The 17,673-nt window shown below is 46.6% G+C and carries 13 protein-coding genes and 1 pseudogene; 4 read left to right on the top strand and 10 right to left on the bottom strand.

Annotated features, from left to right (window positions below):
* Nucleotides 1-9: 9 nt before the first annotated feature.
* From C825_RS16120 to C825_RS16085, 8 genes and pseudogenes are all read right to left on the bottom strand, one after another.
* A pseudogene (locus tag C825_RS16120) lies at nt 10-1,032 on the bottom strand (o-succinylbenzoate synthase); the annotation flags it as partial.
* A complete protein-coding gene (locus tag C825_RS16115; RefSeq protein ID WP_010803224.1) occupies nt 1,013-2,089 on the bottom strand; it encodes a PDDEXK nuclease domain-containing protein in 1,077 nt (358 codons plus the stop codon). The gene C825_RS16115 and the pseudogene C825_RS16120, both read right to left, overlap by 20 nt.
* A gap of 27 nt (nt 2,090-2,116) precedes the next feature.
* Nucleotides 2,117-2,941, bottom strand: a complete 825-nt coding sequence (gene menB, locus C825_RS16110) for a 1,4-dihydroxy-2-naphthoyl-CoA synthase (RefSeq protein WP_010803223.1) — start codon at nt 2,939-2,941, stop codon at nt 2,117-2,119.
* Nucleotides 2,942-2,967: 26 nt separating this feature from the next.
* Nucleotides 2,968-4,635: a 2-succinyl-5-enolpyruvyl-6-hydroxy-3-cyclohexene-1-carboxylic-acid synthase gene (gene menD / locus C825_RS16105; RefSeq protein ID WP_010803222.1), complete on the bottom strand. Its 1,668-nt coding sequence runs from the start codon at nt 4,633-4,635 to the stop codon at nt 2,968-2,970.
* Nucleotides 4,636-4,700: 65 nt separating this feature from the next.
* Nucleotides 4,701-5,765 carry an isochorismate synthase gene (locus C825_RS16100; protein ID WP_007656347.1) on the bottom strand — a complete coding sequence of 355 codons (1,065 nt, stop codon included), beginning with the start codon at nt 5,763-5,765 and terminating at the stop codon, nt 4,701-4,703.
* Nucleotides 5,762-6,994, bottom strand: coding sequence for a Cof-type HAD-IIB family hydrolase (locus C825_RS16095; protein WP_007656348.1), 1,233 nt, complete (start codon nt 6,992-6,994; stop codon nt 5,762-5,764). Before C825_RS16095 ends, C825_RS16100 begins: the two co-directional genes overlap by 4 nt.
* 96 nt (nt 6,995-7,090) lie before the next feature.
* On the bottom strand, nt 7,091-7,933 hold the full coding sequence (locus C825_RS16090) for a Cof-type HAD-IIB family hydrolase (RefSeq protein WP_010803221.1): 843 nt from the start codon (nt 7,931-7,933) through the stop codon (nt 7,091-7,093).
* Nucleotides 7,934-7,940: 7 nt separating this feature from the next.
* Nucleotides 7,941-9,884 (bottom strand): AAA domain-containing protein, encoded by a 1,944-nt coding sequence (locus tag C825_RS16085; RefSeq protein WP_010803220.1) that lies wholly within the window; start codon nt 9,882-9,884, stop codon nt 7,941-7,943.
* A 101-nt stretch (nt 9,885-9,985) separates the two neighbouring features.
* Here C825_RS16085 and C825_RS16080 point away from each other — a divergent pair, with 101 nt between their 5' ends.
* On the top strand, nt 9,986-10,651 hold the full coding sequence (locus C825_RS16080; protein ID WP_044214633.1) for a YMGG-like glycine zipper-containing protein: 666 nt from the start codon (nt 9,986-9,988) through the stop codon (nt 10,649-10,651).
* A 6-nt stretch (nt 10,652-10,657) separates the two neighbouring features.
* Here the strand turns inward: C825_RS16080 and C825_RS16075 are convergent, their stop codons facing one another.
* Both C825_RS16075 and C825_RS16070 read right to left on the bottom strand, forming a co-directional pair.
* Nucleotides 10,658-12,016, bottom strand: coding sequence for an MATE family efflux transporter (locus C825_RS16075; protein WP_010803218.1), 1,359 nt, complete (start codon nt 12,014-12,016; stop codon nt 10,658-10,660).
* Between the two features lie 44 nt (nt 12,017-12,060).
* On the bottom strand, nt 12,061-12,906 hold the full coding sequence (locus tag C825_RS16070; RefSeq protein WP_010803217.1) for a hypothetical protein: 846 nt from the start codon (nt 12,904-12,906) through the stop codon (nt 12,061-12,063).
* 88 nt (nt 12,907-12,994) lie between these two features.
* Here C825_RS16070 and C825_RS16065 point away from each other — a divergent pair, with 88 nt between their 5' ends.
* The 3 genes from C825_RS16065 to accC all read left to right on the top strand — a co-directional run bounded on the left by C825_RS16065 (nt 12,995) and on the right by accC (nt 17,656).
* Nucleotides 12,995-14,287 (top strand): L-cysteine desulfidase family protein, encoded by a 1,293-nt coding sequence (locus C825_RS16065; RefSeq protein WP_007656511.1) that lies wholly within the window; start codon nt 12,995-12,997, stop codon nt 14,285-14,287.
* 299 nt (nt 14,288-14,586) lie between these two features.
* The gene (locus C825_RS16060; protein ID WP_007656513.1) at nt 14,587-16,131 is read left to right on the top strand and encodes an acyl-CoA carboxylase subunit beta; all 1,545 of its coding nucleotides are present in this window, start codon (nt 14,587-14,589) and stop codon (nt 16,129-16,131) included.
* Between the two features lie 13 nt (nt 16,132-16,144).
* On the top strand, nt 16,145-17,656 hold the full coding sequence (gene accC / locus C825_RS16055; RefSeq protein ID WP_007656520.1) for an acetyl-CoA carboxylase biotin carboxylase subunit: 1,512 nt from the start codon (nt 16,145-16,147) through the stop codon (nt 17,654-17,656).
* Nucleotides 17,657-17,673 lie beyond the last annotated feature (17 nt).

Here is a 17,673-nt window from a genome sequence, read left to right as displayed (position 1 = left end):
CTTCGGATCGTACCAGAGACAATCCTGGCGAATGGAGAGCGGCATCTCCACATTGTCCGTAAATAAAGCCCCTGTTCCCAGTCCTTGCGGTAAAGGATTATTGAATGTTGCACACCATTGTGCAATGGCATTCAGTCCGATATTCGATTCTAATGCAGAAGTAATCCACCAGCCTATCTTTTGTTGTTCAGCCTCGTCGATCCATTCCTGTCCGCCACTTATCCCGCCATGTAAAGACGGTTTCAGTATGATATACTGCGGACGGATAACTGATAAGAGTTCCTTTTTCCTTTCTATTGTATTGATGCCGATTAGTTCTTCATCCAAAGCAATAGGTAAAGGTGTTTCAGAAGTGAGTCGTGCCATTTCCTCCCACTGCCCGGCGCGGATAGGCTGTTCGATGGAATGCAGGTCCAGTTCGGCAAGCCGTTGTAACTTGTTCAGGGCATCGTCAGGGGAGAAGGCTCCGTTTGCATCTACCCGTAATTCTATTTCTTTAGCAGAAAAATGCGCACGGATATGTTTTAATAAAGCCAGTTCCTCTTCAAAATTAATTGCCCCAATCTTCAACTTAATACAGCGAAAGCCTGATTGCATTTTGACCTCGATTTGTTCCAGCATCTTTTTATAGTCACCCATCCAGATCAGGCCATTGATTGGGATACCGGCTTTACCTCGTGAAAAGTCTGTATCCCAAAGTGCAAAATTACCTGTTTGGAAATGGCGGAAAGCCGTTTCCAGTCCGAATAAGATGGAGGGATAGGAACGCAGAGCTTCGGTATCGGGCATTCCGTTCTGTTCCGTTTGGTGACAAATGGTTGCCAGTTTTTTTTCGTAGTCTGGCAGATCATCACAACTCAGTTTAGGGAGTGGAGCACATTCACCTATCCCGAATCGTCCGGGCATTTCATCAGCGGTAAGAACCAAATACCAGCTCTTTCGAATCGTATAAGTCCCCCGTGAAGTCCCTGCCGGTTGCTTGAAGTGTAAAACTTTAGGAATTATCCGGATTCTATAATGCGTTGTTCTCATTATTCTGTTTAATATAATCGTTCAGTTGATTGTTTAGATCTTTAAAGTTTGGTAAAGCATCCTGTAATTCTTTAGGTAATTCATTATATGTATATGAACTTACTCCAATAGGTTTGTTTATATCGCGAAGGGAAAATTCAACTTCATAATCATCTTTCCCTTTGCAAAGTAATATCCCAATTGTTGGGCGGTCATACTTATCACGTACTAATTCATCTATTGCGGAAATGTAAAAATTAAGTTTCCCAATAAATTCAGGTTCAAATTCCTTTGCTTTCAGTTCAATGACAATGTATGCTTTTAGACGGGTATGATAAAATAAAAGATCCAAGCGATATTCCTTTTTCCAAACTTTCAGAAGATATTGATGTCCCATATAAGCGAATCCTTTGCCCAATTCAAGTAGGAATTTAGATATTTGTTGGACCAGGCCGCATTCAATATCCCGTTCTAATGCTTTCTCCGATAATTGAAGGAAATCGAAATGATAAGGATCTTTCAATAATTCGTTTGCCAGTTCACTTTGAGGGGGAAGTAATGTTTGAGTGAAGTTATTGATTGATTTCCCTTGTTGGTGAAACAGGTCCTTTTCTATATGATATTCTAAAATGGAACGGCTCCAACCATTTTCGATGGTTTTGTGGATATAGAAGAGGGCTTCCTGGGGAGAGCCTATTTTGCTTAATAAAAGAATATGATGTCCCCAAGGTATTTCAAAGATAGTGGAGTCTGACAATTTGGTCACAAGCTGTGACCAAATTGTATTCTCTTGATTATAAAAAAGATAAAATCGTTTGCAACGTCTAAGATTGACAGCTGACAACCCTTTTATATCAGGAAATTCAGCCTGCAAATCCTTACTCAATTGTTCTATAAATCCGCTTCCCCATTGAGCATTTTGTTGTTTCTCCACAATTTGTTCGCCAAGGCTCCAGTAAAGGTGGATTAATTCGCTGTTTACAGCAATGGCCGCCTTTATCTGGCTTTTCCGGATATTCTCCTTTAATTCAGTTAGCCATTGGCGATAGTCTTGTTGTAGTTTAAGGTATTGTTCCATTTTATTTAATATATAGTTTAGTTCTGATTACGGAAATTTGGGATAATCTTCAAAACGCGGGCGGCGTTTTTCGAGGAATGCTTTGCCGCCTTCCTGGGCTTCGTCGGTCATGTAGTAAAGCATGGTGGCATCGCCTGCCAGCTCCTGGATACCGGCCTGGCCGTCCAGTTCGGCATTCAGTCCCGCTTTGATCATACGCAAGGCAAGCGGACTGTGCATCATCATGGTTTCAGACCATTCCACATATTCATCTTCCAGCTTATTCAGGGGAACGACTTTGTTTACCAGTCCCATGTCGAGTGCTTCCTGCGCATTGTATTTCCGGCAAAGAAACCATATTTCGCGTGCTTTTTTCTGGCCGACAATACGGGCGAGATACGACGAACCGAAACCAGCGTCGAAGCTACCCACACGAGGACCCGTCTGCCCGAAGATGGCATTTTCAGAAGCGATGGTAAGGTCGCAAACGACATGCAAAACGTGACCTCCGCCGATAGCAAAACCATTGACGGCTGCGATGACAGGCTTAGGCATGGAACGAATCTGTTTCTGTACGTCGAGTACATTCAAACGGGCAACGCCGTCCTTACCGATATACCCGCCATGACCTTTCACATTCATATCTCCACCGGCACAGAAAGCGGTGTCGCCAGCTCCGGTCAAGACGATGACACAAATATCCGGACGCTCCCGGCAAATGTAAAGCGCATCGCTCATTTCGGTTGTCGTGGTGGGAGTGAAGGCATTACGGTAACGTTCGCGGTTGATAGTGATACGGGCAATACCATTGTAGAAATCAAACAAGATTTCTTCATATTCTTTTATCTGTTTCCATTCTCTTTGTGTTGACATAAAATCTTTATTTAGAGTATTGTTTATTATAACGTCTTTAAACTATGGTAGTATTCTTTCAGCAGGCGGACGTCTTCATCTTTGTCGGTGAATACCTCCATCAATACGGGTTGATTGATCGGATTCGGATCGGTGAACACTTTCATGGCTTCTTCCAATTCTGCCGTGTCGTGTACGCCCTGGTAGAGGAATCCCCGTTCGGTAGCCCAGCCCTGGGCCGAAGTCTTATGTGTAGCCGTTACAAAGCGGTGTGTCTTTCCTGACATCGACAAACCGGGCAGTGCCTGGAAGATTTCGCCGCCACCGTTATTCAGTAACAGGATGCGCAGGTTACAGCCGAAGTTGCTGTTCCAAAGCGCGTTCATATCATAAAAGAAGCTCAGATCGCCTATCACCACAAAATTCAATTTGTCGGATGCTACCGCATAGCCGATAGCCGTGGATAATGAACCTTCTATACCGCTTGTTCCCCGGTTGCAGCAAACTTCAACTTCTTCGGGCAACGTAAACAATTGAGCGTATCGTACCGTCGAACTATTGCCTAAATGTAAGGCAGACGGAGTCGGCAATGACTTGAGCAAACGACCGATTGCTGCCATTTCCGAATAAGCAAACTCCGGTTCCGGCAGACTCTTCGTATTGTTTTCCCAGACACGTGGAAATTCTGTCGGCTTATTTTCCAGCAGATAAGCAATCTTTTCAAGAAACTCGAACGGGTCCATTTCTATTACGGTAGTCATTGCACCGTATAAGTCAGCCACTTCACCATCGGCCGATACGTGCCAATGTTCTTTCGGCGGATTATTACGTAGGAATTTCTTTAAACGTTTGGATACGATGTGTCCGCCGTAGGTAATAACCAGTTCGGGAACCATCTTTTCCTGCGTTTCTTCAGGCAGGGCATAAATGGCTGCATCGAAGTTTTTGACCGGGATGCCCGGAATGGTCTTGTTGCTTGTATGTTCGGTCAGCCAGGCGAAATGTTTATAAAGTAGCTTGGATATCTTCTTTTCAAAAAGATAAATCAGGCTCATCTGGCCGACAATGATCATTCGTTTATTATAGCTGTTCAACCGTTCGATCAGGGTATTGTATTCCCTGTCGTACACATTCAGTCCCTGATAGCGGGTGATAACGCGCACTTCCGGCAATTCGGGAGTAGTGAACTGGAACAAAGGTTCGGAGATCGGCACATTGATATGAACCGGTCCTTTTCCATGATGATTCAACTCCAACAATGCTTCGTTGACAAGACGGTTGCAATACCATTCATCTTCATCCGTATGAATTTCCGGCAGATTGACCGATTTCTTAACCAGGGAACCGAATACGCCCGGTTGCGGTAAAGTCTGTCCGTCCATTTGGCCTATCCAGGCTCCCGGACGGTCTGCCGATATGACGATAAGAGGAACATGCTGGTAGTAGGCTTCCGCCACAGCCGGATGGATATTCAGCAAAGCCGTACCCGAAGTACAGCAAACGGCTGCCGGTTTTCCTCCGTGCAATGCCAGACCCATGGCAAAGAATCCGGCACTTCGTTCGTCGGTGACGGAATAGCAGGTGAAGAACGGATGATTCGCCAATGTATGTACGATAGGCGAATTACGGCTTCCCGGACATAATACGATTTTACTTATACTATGCTCCTTGAGCAAGGCCACTAACTGAAGAATGTTTTTCTTATCGGTATACATATATTATATTTATCTTATTCTGCTTACAAAAGTACATATAATATCTAACGCAAAACGCCTGTCTATCATAATAAGGCCCGCATCGTTTGCAGTTTGTCTTCCGTTTCCTGCCATTCGTCGCTTAATTCTGAAGAGGAGAGCAATCCTCCTCCGGCATAGAGTGTCTGTGTCTTCTTATTGATATTCATGCAGCGCAGATTTACATACAGGTCGGTTCTGCCTTTCGGGTTCAACCAACCTATAAAACCGGAATAGTAACGGCGGTCGTAACCTTCATTTTCCAGGATAAAACGGTAGGCGTCATCTTTGGGCAATCCACAAACGGCAGGGGTAGGGTGTAGCAGTTTCAACAAACTACCCAGCTTATCGTTACTGTCCAGCCGGAACCTGAAATCACTTTTCAGATGACATAAAGCCCCGGCACGTGCCGAATAGGGACCTTCCATCGTCGATTCGATACCCAGTGAACTTAGCTGGTCGTGGATATAATTGGAGACTAGTTGTTGTTCCCTTTTGTTTTTCTCATCCCAATAAGTCGGCAGTTCGCCGTTCTGTAAAGGCTGTGTTCCTGCCAGCGCAACCGTATGCCATTCGCCCTTTTCTCCCGAGAGGATAATTTCTGGGGTTCCTCCCAGCCAGATGCCCGTTTCCGGTGTATGGCAGAGGTAAACATAAGAACGGATATACTGTTTGCAGGCCTTATAAAAAGCCTTTGCAGGCGAAAAGCCGGATTCCCTGTCGAGTGTCAGACTGCGCGAAAGTACCAGTTTGTCCAGCTGTCTCTCCTGCAAAGGCTTGATAAAGGAATCGAAACAATGTGTATAGTTGTCTTTTGTCTTCCGTTCGGATGGGTTTTCTGTTCCATTCGGATGAAACTCCAAATCCATTCGGATGTAATCCGGTTGACTGTTATCCGGCAATTCGCTATAATCGCGCCGAATCAGCACGATGGGACATTCCCGGCTGACCCGGAACGGAGCGATGACGAAGCCCTGTTGTTCATTCAGGTCCTCGATGTTATATAAAAGACGGGCAGAACCGGAGGCTTGCATCACGAACCGGGGTTCTTCTTCCCCCGGGATACGATAGATTGCAAAACTCCGGCCCTGCCTGATCAGTGAGTCTATCATTTCTTTTTTAATATACTATTTACGACACGTATGGATGATACCAATTTATCAGTAGAGGTAAACACATCTACATTCCATACATGTGAAGAACGTCCCTTGTGAATAATTGTCCCGACGGCACGTACCGTATCGCCTTCGTGGGCCGACGACATATGGCTGCCGCTCACCTGCATTCCGACTACAATCTCGTCCGGCTTAGCCAGTATCATGGAGCCTAATCCCGCAACTGTTTCAGCCAATGCCAGAGTCGCTCCGCCATGCAGTATGCCGAAAGGCTGTCGTGTACGTTCGTCGACCGGCATTGTCGCTTCCACACGGTCTTCGGATGCATAAGTATATTGAATACCCAAGTTACCCATCAGTGCATGTTTAGCCCGTATATTCAATTGGTCCAAAGGAACTTCTGTCGGTTTGATGGCAGCAAGGATAGCGGTTTCTACGGCTATTGCCACACCATCCTGATCGTTGGTCAGTGTGGTGAAATCCGTACAGACCTTAACCGAATCACGGGCGTTGCCCATCGCTACGCTGGTCCCGGCAAGCTGTAACATGGGGACATCAGCAATTCCATCGCCGATCGCTACGACTTCTTCGGTCGTAATTTTCAGCTTTTCCATCAATACGCCTAAAGTGTTTCCTTTGTTGATGGATTGGGGAACCACCTCCAGATAAAAATCTTCCGAACGGAATACGTCCAATACACCGTCCAGCCGTTTCTTCCAGTGATTTTCCAATCCTACCAGTTCTTCTTCGTTATCGCTTGCCAGCACACACTTGCAAGGACTGAAGTCGACTGCCTCCGGGAAATTATCAACACCGATCACACGCATATTGTTTAGCGCGGCTTCTTCCTGCACATGTTTGTTGTCGGGTTTATTTGTCAGGATATAGTCTTTATGATATGTGAAAATGGCAAAATCGTTTTTCTTCGCTTTCTTATCCAAGTAAGGCAGCATCTCCGGGTTGATACGTTTCTCGAAGAGCAGTTCACCCGTTTGTACGTTGATGATCTGGCCACCGTTATATGAGAGAATGAAACCACCGTAATGATCCAGTTCCAGAGCCTTTGCGAGCGGCATAACCCCGTTGGTGGGTCTGCCGGATGCCAATACAATGTGTATTCCCATTTGCTGAACTTTCAGTAAAGCAGCCTGGGTACGGGCAGTAATTGCTTTTTCACTGTTGAGCAATGTCCCGTCTACGTCTAAAACCAATAATTTGTACTTCATGGCTTGCTGTTTTTTTGTTTAGATTACAAATCTACATAAAAATCCTGGTTTATAAACGCATCCAATAAAAATAAAGACCATCTTGTTAGTATCTTTTTAACCTATTTCATGTATATTTTGGTGGGTATTACTATTGAGTAAGTCATGAATGAAATGTGCAACGCCATCCTCATCATTCGTAAATGCAGTGATCCGATCTGCATTTGATTTTACGGGAGGCTGTGCATTTGCCATAGCAACGCCGAGTCCGGCAAATTTGATCATGGAAAGGTCATTGTAGCCGTCACCGATGGCGATAACTTCCTCTCTTTTTATCTGCACACGTTCCAATAGGCGTTCCAGCGAAGCGGCTTTGTCGATCCCTTTGGGCACGACTTCCAGGTAAAACGGTTCCGAACGATAGACATTGAGGCGAAGGCCCAGTTCCTGACGCAGTTTTTCTTCTAGCGGAACCAGGTCTTCCGGTTCTCCGACTATCAGGCATTTGTCGGCTGGGAGCCGTAGATTGTGCAGGAAGTCGTCGGTTTCCTTTACCTTCATTTTGGTCAGGAATGATTCGTATTGAACATATTTGTCTGCTGCATTTTCGGTCAGGATGTATTTGCCGTTGTAAGACAGGATTGTCAGTCCGGCTTCATACGAACGTTGATAGATCAGGGGCATGACGTCTGGTGGCAGGGCCTGTTCGTAAAAGACCTTTCCGGTTTTCACTTCGATCACTTTTCCTCCGTTAAAAGAGAGGATGAAACCTCCGTACTCTTTCATATCCAGCGTTTCTGCCAGTGGAACGATACCGTAAGTAGGGCGTCCGGAGGCCAGAACCAGATGGAGACCTTGTTGCTGGGCTTTTATTAATACCTCCCGGGTGAAAGGCGTGATCTCTTTTTTACTGTTTGTCAGTGTTCCGTCCAGATCGAGGACCAGTAGTTTATAGTTCATCTTTATTTTATTTCCGGTGAATAGAATCGTCTGTTTCTGTTGCGGGTTTTAATGGGATCACATGGCCGTTGGCTGTGATGTATTTGTATAATTCCCGATAAAAAGAATGTTTTGTCAACGTGGAGGCATCGCCTAGTATGATCAGTTTCATTCGGGCACGGGTGATGGCAACGTTCATGCGGCGCAGGTCGTTCAGGAAACCGATATTTCCCTGATCATTGGCACGTACCAGGCTGATCATGATCACATCGCGCTCCTGGCCCTGGAAACCGTCTACGGTATGGACGGTAATCAGTTTGCGGAAGGGTTTGAAAAAAGAGTTCCGTTTAATCAAGCCACGGATATATTGCACCTGTGATTTGTAGGGAGAGATCAGTCCGAAGTCGATGCTTTCGTCCAGTACGCGTTCTTTACTGATCTTTTCGATATAGGCTTGCAGTTGCTCCACCAGCAGTTCCGCCTCTTTTTTATTGATCCGGCTCTGGCTTTCGGATAATTGATCTTCCTCAAAATCACAATCTGCCGTATCGAACCACACGACAGGTGTGTCGTAGGCGAGGATACCGCGGTACTTTACTTCCGGCGCAGCCTGCAACTCATCCTGGTAAAACCAGCGGGACGAGAAACGCATGATATCTTCATGCATCCGGTATTGTACTTTAAGCAGGGAGACAGTCTCAGGTTTGCCGGCTGCTACTTTCTGCATCAAAGTACGGTCCAGTCCGCCGCGGGTAGCTTCTATACATTTAATAGTAGGAGGAAGTTGGTGATGGTCGCCTGCCAGAATCACCCTGTCCGCTTTGCTGATGGCAATCCAACAGGCAGCTTCCAGTGCCTGTGCTGCCTCATCGATAAAGAGGGTGGTAAAATTATGGTTGGTCAGCACCCGGTTGGCAGAACCCACCAGCGTACATGCTATGACGCGGGCTTCGCTGAACAGGTCGGCGTCTATCTGCACCTCCAATTCGGTGGCACGGAAGCGCAGGCGGGAAAGACGGTTACGGGCCGTGTCCTTTTCGCTGTGACTTTTCTTATGGAAAGAGGATTGTATCTCCCGGATTGCTTTGCGGATTCCCCAAAGTTCGGAGTAGTCGGGATGCGACTCGAAGCGCCGTTCATACGTAAATGAAAGCATTTTGTCATTCACCCGTGTCGGGTTGCCGATACGGAGCACGTTGATGCCCCGGTCTACCAGTTTTTCCGATATCCAGTCGACAGCCGTATTGCTTTGGGCGCAGACCATTACCTGGTTTTCCCTGTGCAGCGTTTCGTAGATCGCTTCGACCAGTGTCGTTGTTTTCCCGGTTCCGGGAGGGCCATGTACGATAGATACTTCTTTAGCCGACAGCACATGGTTGACCGCCTCCTCCTGGGTTGTGTTTAACCATGGGAAACGTATCGGGAACAGGTTTCTCCGGCTGGCCGGTGTCTTCCCCAGCAACACATCACGCAGATGGGCAAGCTGGTTATTTTTTGCTTTCATTACACCGGATAGTGCATTGAACATCGTTTTATAGCTTGTCTCGTCGAAGTAGAGTTGAACACCCAGTTCACTGTTCACGTTTTGCAGGTCGAATAAAGCTGAAGGTGTCGGAAGGACGACGACCATCCGGTCGTCCTGTACATAGCTGATGATGCCGGAGAAATTCAGATAACGCGGACTGCCGGTTCCGTTTGTTGTAAAGAAACAAACCGGACGTCCGTATTCAAAATTATGTTCGATCTCCTTATCGTCCCTGCGTTCTATTTCAATGACGAGCTGATTGAGCGAATTATAATAACTTTTTCCCGGAATCACAGGATACCAGCAAAGTCCCTGTTGTATTTTCCTGTGAATACCCACCCGTTCGGCTTGTTGCCTGTACGTCTCTTTCTCATATTCATACTCCATTTGAAGGAGGTCATATTGGCGTTGCAGATCTGCGGATGGTGTCTGGAATTGATTGATCATTATTCTTTGTTTAACTGGCCGCAAACTTACATAAAAAAATGGAATTGAATGGGGGTTTTTGCTCTTTCCGATGTCATAAAGTCAAACTGAAGGATTTTTATATGAGAAATGTGATTCTATCCATAATGCTCTCTTTATTGCTTCTGCCGGGTTGCGGCTCTATGAGGAATATGAGTAGTGAAGACCGGGTCGGTTTTGGCGCACAGGTCGGCTCTTTTATCGGGTGGCTTTTCGGTGGATTGATCGGAGAGGCGATCAATGATGAGAATGATGAGAATGGTGCTGAAATAGGTGCGTTTATAGGAACGGCTGTGGGTGGCGTTGCCGGTGCTTCGATTGCAGCCAGTACGGAAGAGGAAACGCATATTGTAAGGAGAAGTCCAAAATATACACCGTCGTCTCACGTCCTTCTTCCGGACTTGCAGATAGAGGATATTCTTCTGGATGAAGATAGCATCACCTATAATCAAAAGATCGATGCGGGAGAAACCTGTCGTATCTCTTTTGTAATCGTGAATAACAGTTTTCAGGATGCATTGAATGTACTTCCGGTAGTCAAACTGGAAGAAGGAGAAAACCTGGAACTATCCGAACCTGTCCGGATTGCCCGGGTTGCCCATGATACTCCCATCACTTACGAAGTCACAGTACATGCTTCTCCCGAATTACAAACAGGCACAGTTGTTTTCAGTGTACGTCTGAAAGAGGGACGCGGCAATGGCACGGAGGCGGAAACATTTACCGTTGAAACGTTGGGTAAAGAGTGAAATTTATCATACACCGGTTATCCTGTTCAGTATCTTCGGAAATTGTATAAAGAAAATGATCGTACAGCAGATAGCCGCCGCTGCATCGGAAATACCCTCTGCCGCATAGACGCCTATCATTCCCATAAAATGCGGTAAGATCAAGGCTAACGGAACAAGCAGGATAACTTTGCGGAGTAATGCGATAAAGATGGAAATCTTAGCCTGGCCCAGGGCAACGAACATATTCTGGCAGGCACGCTGCAAGCCGAAAATGGTCATACCAGCCAGGAATACAGGCATAACCTGCTTCACAGTCTGTATTAGTTCTTCATCCGAAGTGAAAGCCGAAGCGATGACGGAAGGAAACAGAATCATCAGCAACATCAGGACAAAATTGAACAGGAACATGAAAGTCACTACGATCCTGAAACATTCTTTTACCCTTTCTTTATTCCCATGCCCGTAATTATAGCTGACAATAGGCACGAACCCCAGGGCGAAGCCGGTCAGCGGAACACTGACAAAAAGCATCGAACTTTGCATAACGGTCAACGCGCTCACGTAAATATCGCCGAATGTCTTTAACATACCGTTCAGCACAAAACCTACCAGGCTTTCCGTACTGGCCATGATAAAAGGCGATATGCCTAAAGCCAGAGTCGCCCCGATCACTTTCCTGTCCGGTTTCATATACTGCTTTTCGAGCCGAAGGGAGGCGCGGGAAGAAGTCAGAAAAGACAACACCCAGATGGCGCTGCCGGCCTGTGAAATAATCGTGGCTAATGCCGCTCCTTTTACTCCCATGTTGAAACCAAAAATGAAAAGCGGATCGAGCATGATATTGAGGAAGGCGCCGATCATTACCGACCACATGGCAATACCCGGACGTCCTTGCGTATTGATGAAAGTATTTAAGCCTACCGATATTTCGACGAATAACGTACCGATCAGATAGATAGAAAGATAATCGGTGGCGTATCCGAGTGTTTGTTCCGAGGCTCCGGTGAACAGCAGGATCGGCTTCATGAAAATATAGGCGAGGGTGGAAGTCAGCACGGTAAAGATCAGCAATAGTATAAAGCCGTTCCCAAGTATCTTTCCGGCCTGCTGCCGGTTTCCCTGTCCGAGGGCAATTGCTGCAAGCGGAGCACCTCCGCCTGCAACAATGGATGAAAATGCGGAAATCAGGATAATAATCGAACCGGCTACCCCGATGCCGGCAAGTGCCGGTGTGCCTATTCCCGGAATATGCCCGATATAAATACGGTCTACAATATTGTAGAGCAGGTTTACCATTTGGGCAACTATCGCAGGCAGTGCCATCCGGAAGATAAGAGGTAGCATACGGTCTGTTCCCAGCCGTTCTTCGTATATCTGATTCATTCTTTGTGTTATGATTAGAAAACGAAGCCAAAATTACTTATAATTCAATACGTGGCAAAATCTGATATCTTTTTCCTCAGTTTCGTGTTCGAATTATAGTGATAATAAGTCGGGGCAGAGGACGGGAAATAATAAAGGTCCTGCGTTTTGTTGTCGACCTCCACTTTGTATACCGGCAAGGGTAATGTTTTCGATTCGGACTCAGGCCGATAATATTCATCATACTCTTTCAGCTTCGATATGCGTAACAACGGTATTTTCGGCCCGTATAATTTTTGCAGCGAATGCACGATGTCGGGGCGTGTGACAATAAAACGTTGCGGAACGTTATTCGCAGCATAAATATATTCAGATTGCACGGCATTATTCCCCTTTTGACGTATAATCTCTACCAGCGGTTTATTCAGATAGGAGCACAACTTTAGCATACAGATCTTCTCCCCGTCATTAGCAGATGTCCCGTAAGCATCCGGTTGCAAAAGCAGGTAAGGTTCCATACTAAAATTATCCAGTAGGAGAGGCGGATGCAGCCGGTCCTGTTCTGCTGCCGTATGAGTATCGCCCAGCCATTTCGGGATAGGCGACATGGAGAGCAATCCGGTTATGATAAACGAACTCATACATAGGCCGACTGCCGTATCCGTCACCTGTTTCCATTTGCCGTTTCCCCACCGGACCGTGAGCGGTTGCGGCTTGTTGGTATCCCGGCCTGTCCATTTCTGCCGGAGCTTGCCGGTGACCACGTACAAGACTCGTCCGGTGAACAGACAAAGCAGGCAGGTGAAGCAAAGAACCAATGGAATCCATAATTCCGGATATTCTATGCTGAAGAAGCCTTTAGTAGCCTTTATCACCCTGTGAGTTAGGCGGTGCGAAGATATTATTTTCATTCTTAATTTAGCAAAACATATAACATAAATTAGAAATCATTACCTTTGCCGGAAACATGAATAATCTAACGCATAAAACATCGCTGTCATGGATAATATAACAAAATCACAAATCATATCACTGATCCATCAGGAGGTAATCCCCGCTATTGGCTGTACGGAACCGGTTGCTGTGGCTTTGGCTGCCGCGAAAGCTGCCGAGGTATTGGGCGAACGTCCGGAAAAGATAGACGTATTACTCAGTGCCAATATCCTGAAGAATGCAATGGGAGTGGGGATACCCGGAACAGGAATGGTGGGATTGCCTATCGCGATCGCTCTCGGAACACTGATCGGTAAATCTTCGTACGAACTGGAAGTGCTGCGTGACATCACACCGGAAGCATTACAGGCCGGAAAAGCCATGATAGACGAAAAGATCATCCATATTGCCCTGAAGGAAAATGTCGACAAGTTATATATCGAAGTGATCTGCACGGCAGGCGACCAGACTTCCCGGGTTATTATTTGCCATGAACATACACATATTATATATGTAGAGAAAAACGGGGAAGTATTGACCGATCTGCGTCAGTCGGATGCAACGGACGATAAGCCATGCGGCGGAGATGAATTGAAACTCTCTTTCTCTACCGTATATGAGTTTGCGATGGAAATGCCGCTGGATGATATCCGTTTTATCCTTGAAACGGCAGATCTGAATAAGAAAGCCGCCCAGGCTTCCATACAGGGACACTATGGGCATACCGTCAGCAAAACTGTTTCCGGCGAATACGGCAAGAAATATATGGGCGACTCTGCTTATACCCACATGTTGGTGATGACAGCTGCCGCCTGCGATGCCCGTATGGACGGGGCGATGATCCCGGTTATGAGTAACTCCGGCAGCGGCAACCAGGGAATTGCGGCGACGTTGCCGGTCCTTTCGTTTGCGGAAGATATCAAATGTACGGAAGAGCAGTTGATACGTGCCCTGATGCTCAGCCATCTGATGGTTATTTATATCAAGCAGAGCCTGGGACGTCTCTCTGCATTATGCGGATGCGTTGTGGCTGCCACGGGTTCCAGTTGCGGCATCACTTACCTGATGGGAGGAAGCAAGATGCAAATATCGTATGCAATCAAGAATATGATCGGAAATATTACCGGAATGATCTGCGACGGGGCAAAACCAAGTTGTGCATTGAAGGTGTCGAGCGGTGTCTCTACTGCCATGATCTCAGCTTTGATGGCCATGGAGAATAAGGTGGTGACTCCGGTTGAAGGTATTATCGACGAAGATGTGGACAAGTCGATCTCGAACCTGACGGCGATAGGTTCCCGCGGAATGGAAGAAACAGATAAATTGGTATTAGATATTATGACAGGTAAATCCTGTTAGAAAGATTGTTGTTTTACTTTATTTCAGACCTCCCAATGGCATACAGGGTGCCGTTGGGAGTTTTTTTATGCATTAAAAGCGGCTTGGATAAATTTCATCAATACTTTCATTGATAAATTCGATCAAATTCCGTAACTGTTTCGTGGTTTCAAATGTTTACATTGTAAGGGAATTAAGACATGAAGTGTTTTCACGGTGTAATTTATCACACAGTTTAAGCCGTCTGTTCATCTTATTTTTGCAAAAGACAGATTTGCAAGTGAATTAAAGTTCATCAATCAATAAAAACCGACATCGCCATGAAAGAGAAAATTGAACAATTGGCGGCTCTGAACCATCAGGCAGAGCTGGGAGGCGGCGAAGACCGTATCGCGAAACAACATGCAGCAGGCAAGTTAACAGCCCGCGAGCGAATCGAATTACTCCTTGAGAAAGGTAGCTTTGTAGAAGTCGACAAGTTTGTAACTCATCGGTGTACAGAGTTTGGTCTCGAAAAACAACGCCCGTTAGGAGATGGGGTTGTAACGGGATATGGTTTAATCGGTAAACGTACCGTATTTGTATTTGCCCAGGATTTTACCGTTTTCGGAGGCGCCCTTTCAGAGACGTATGCCCGGAAAATTTGTAAAATCATGGATATGGCGATGCAACTCGGTGCGCCTGTTATCGGACTGAATGATTCCGGAGGAGCCCGTATCCAGGAAGGTGTCCGTTCGTTGGCGGGATATGCTGAAATCTTTTTACGCAATTCGATGGCTTCGGGGGTAATCCCGCAGATCAGTGCCATTATGGGACCGTGTGCCGGAGGAGCAGTCTATTCACCGGCGTTGACCGATTTTATTTTTATGGTGAAAGATTCCAGTTATATGTTTATTACCGGGCCGGAAGTGGTAAAGAGTGTCACCCAGGAAGAAGTGTCCATGCAGGACCTGGGGGGGTCGGAAGTACATAGCACCCGTTCAGGCGTGGCTCATTTCACCGGCGATAATGATATGGATTGTATCCTGAAGATACGTGAACTTATGTCATTCCTCCCCAGCAATAATATGGAGGAACCGCCTTTCATTCCTACGACGGATAGTGCCAACCGCATTGACGAACAACTCAATAATCTGATCCCGACCAACCCGAATCAGCCCTATGATATGAAGGAACTGATCGAATCGGTGGCCGACGATCATAACTTCTTTGAAGTACAGGAAGAATATGCCAAAAATATTGTGATCGGATATATCCGGTTGAATGGAAAAACGATCGGTGTGGTAGCCAACCAGCCGGCAGCTCTGGCAGGAACGCTGGATATTAATGCTTCAGTAAAAGCCGCCCGTTTCGTCCGTTTCTGTGATGCGTTCAATATACCGCTGCTGACCTTTGTGGATGTTCCGGGATTCCTTCCGGGCGTCAATCAGGAATATGAAGGCATTATCCGCCATGGGGCCAAATTGCTCTATGCTTATTGCGAAGCGACAGTGCCGAAAGTAACGGTCATTACCCGTAAAGCCTATGGCGGTGCCTATGATGTGATGAGTTCCAAACATATCCGCGGCGATATCAATTTCGCTTACCCGACTGCCGAGATTGCTGTTATGGGACCGGATGGCGCTGTAAATATCCTTTTCCGTAAAGAACTGAAAAAAGCGGAAGATGTGGAAAAGAAACGTAAGGAACTACAGGACGATTACCGTGAAAAGTTCGCCAACCCATACCGGGCAGCCGAACTGGGGTATGTCGACGAAATCATCGAACCGTCGGGAACCCGTGCCCGCCTGATCCGCAGCTTCGAGTTGCTAGCCAACAAACGGCAGTCCAACCCGCCGAAGAAACATTCCAATTTACCACTTTAATACGCGAACGATTATGATTAAGAAAGTACTAGTAGCCAACCGCGGCGAAATTGCGATGCGAATCTTTCGTACCTGCCGCGTAATGAATATACCCACCGTTGCGATTTACACCCATGTAGACCGGGGAGCCTTGCATGTTCGGTATGCCGAAGAAGCCTATTGTATCTCTGAAGATGAATCAGATACTTCTTACCTCAAACCCGATGCGATTCTTGCGATTGCCAAGAAAACGGGTGCAGCTATCCATCCGGGTTACGGTTTCCTTTCGGAGAATGCCGATTTTGCCCGTCGCTGCGAAGAAGAAGGTGTCATCTTTATCGGTCCGAGTGCCGATGTGATAGCCAAAATGGGAATCAAGACGGAAGCCCGTAAGATCATGAAAGCAGCCGGTGTGCCGGTTGTTCCCGGGACGGAAGAACCGGTTAACAATATCGACGAAGTGCGTAAGGTCGCCAAAGAAGTCGGCTACCCGATTATGCTGAAGGCGTTAGCCGGAGGAGGCGGTAAGGGAATGCGTCTGGTTCGTGATGAAGAAGGGCTGGAAGAAGCCTTCCGCCTGTCACGTTCCGAAGCCGGAAATTCGTTTGGAAACGATGCCATTTATATCGAGAAATATATTGAGAATCCGCACCATATCGAAGTACAGGTTTTAGGCGATAAGTATGGAAATGTGATCCATTTATATGAACGCGAATGTTCCATCCAACGCCGTAACCAGAAAGTGATCGAAGAATCTCCGTCGCCTTTTGTCAAGGAAGAAACCCGCAGAAAGATGCTTGCCGTGGCAGTCGAAGCCTGTAAAAAGATCGGTTATTACAGTGCCGGAACATTGGAGTTTATGATGGATAAAGATCAGAACTTCTATTTCCTGGAAATGAATACCCGCCTACAAGTGGAGCATCCGGTGACGGAAGAGGTTACGGGTGTCGACCTGGTACGTGATATGATACTGGTTGCCGCCGGAAATCCGTTGCCCTACAAACAGGAAGATGTAGAGTTTCGCGGTGCCGCCATCGAATGCCGTATCTATGCCGAAGACCCGGAAAACAATTTCATGCCTTCTCCCGGCATCATTAAAGTGCGCGAAGCTCCCGAAGGACGTAATGTCCGCCTGGACAGTGCTGCCTATGCCGGATTTGAAGTCTCCCTGCATTACGACCCGATGATCGCCAAGCTGTGCACCTGGGGACGTAATCGCGAATCGGCCATCTCCAATATGGCCCGTGCCCTTCGTGAATACAAGATACTGGGTATTAAAACGACTATCCCGTTCCACCAGCGTGTGTTGCACAACGAAACGTTCCTGAAAGGGAATTACGATACGACCTTTATCGACACCAAGTTCGATAAGGAAGATTTGAAACGTCGTCAGAATAATGACCCGCTGGTTGCCGTTATCGCCGCCGCGATCAAACATTTTGAACAGGAGAAAGAGGCTGCCGCCCGTATGACAACAGTTCCGCTGGTCGGTGAATCCTTATGGAAATATTACGGTAAATTGCAGATGACTGCCAATAACTATTAAAAAGGGGAGGACAAGAT

Origin of the sequence: Parabacteroides sp. ASF519 (genome assembly GCF_000364265.2) — a bacterium.
GTDB classification, from domain to species: Bacteria; Bacteroidota; Bacteroidia; order Bacteroidales; family Tannerellaceae; genus Parabacteroides; species Parabacteroides goldsteinii.
This window is presented reverse-complemented; position numbering and strand designations above follow the sequence as displayed.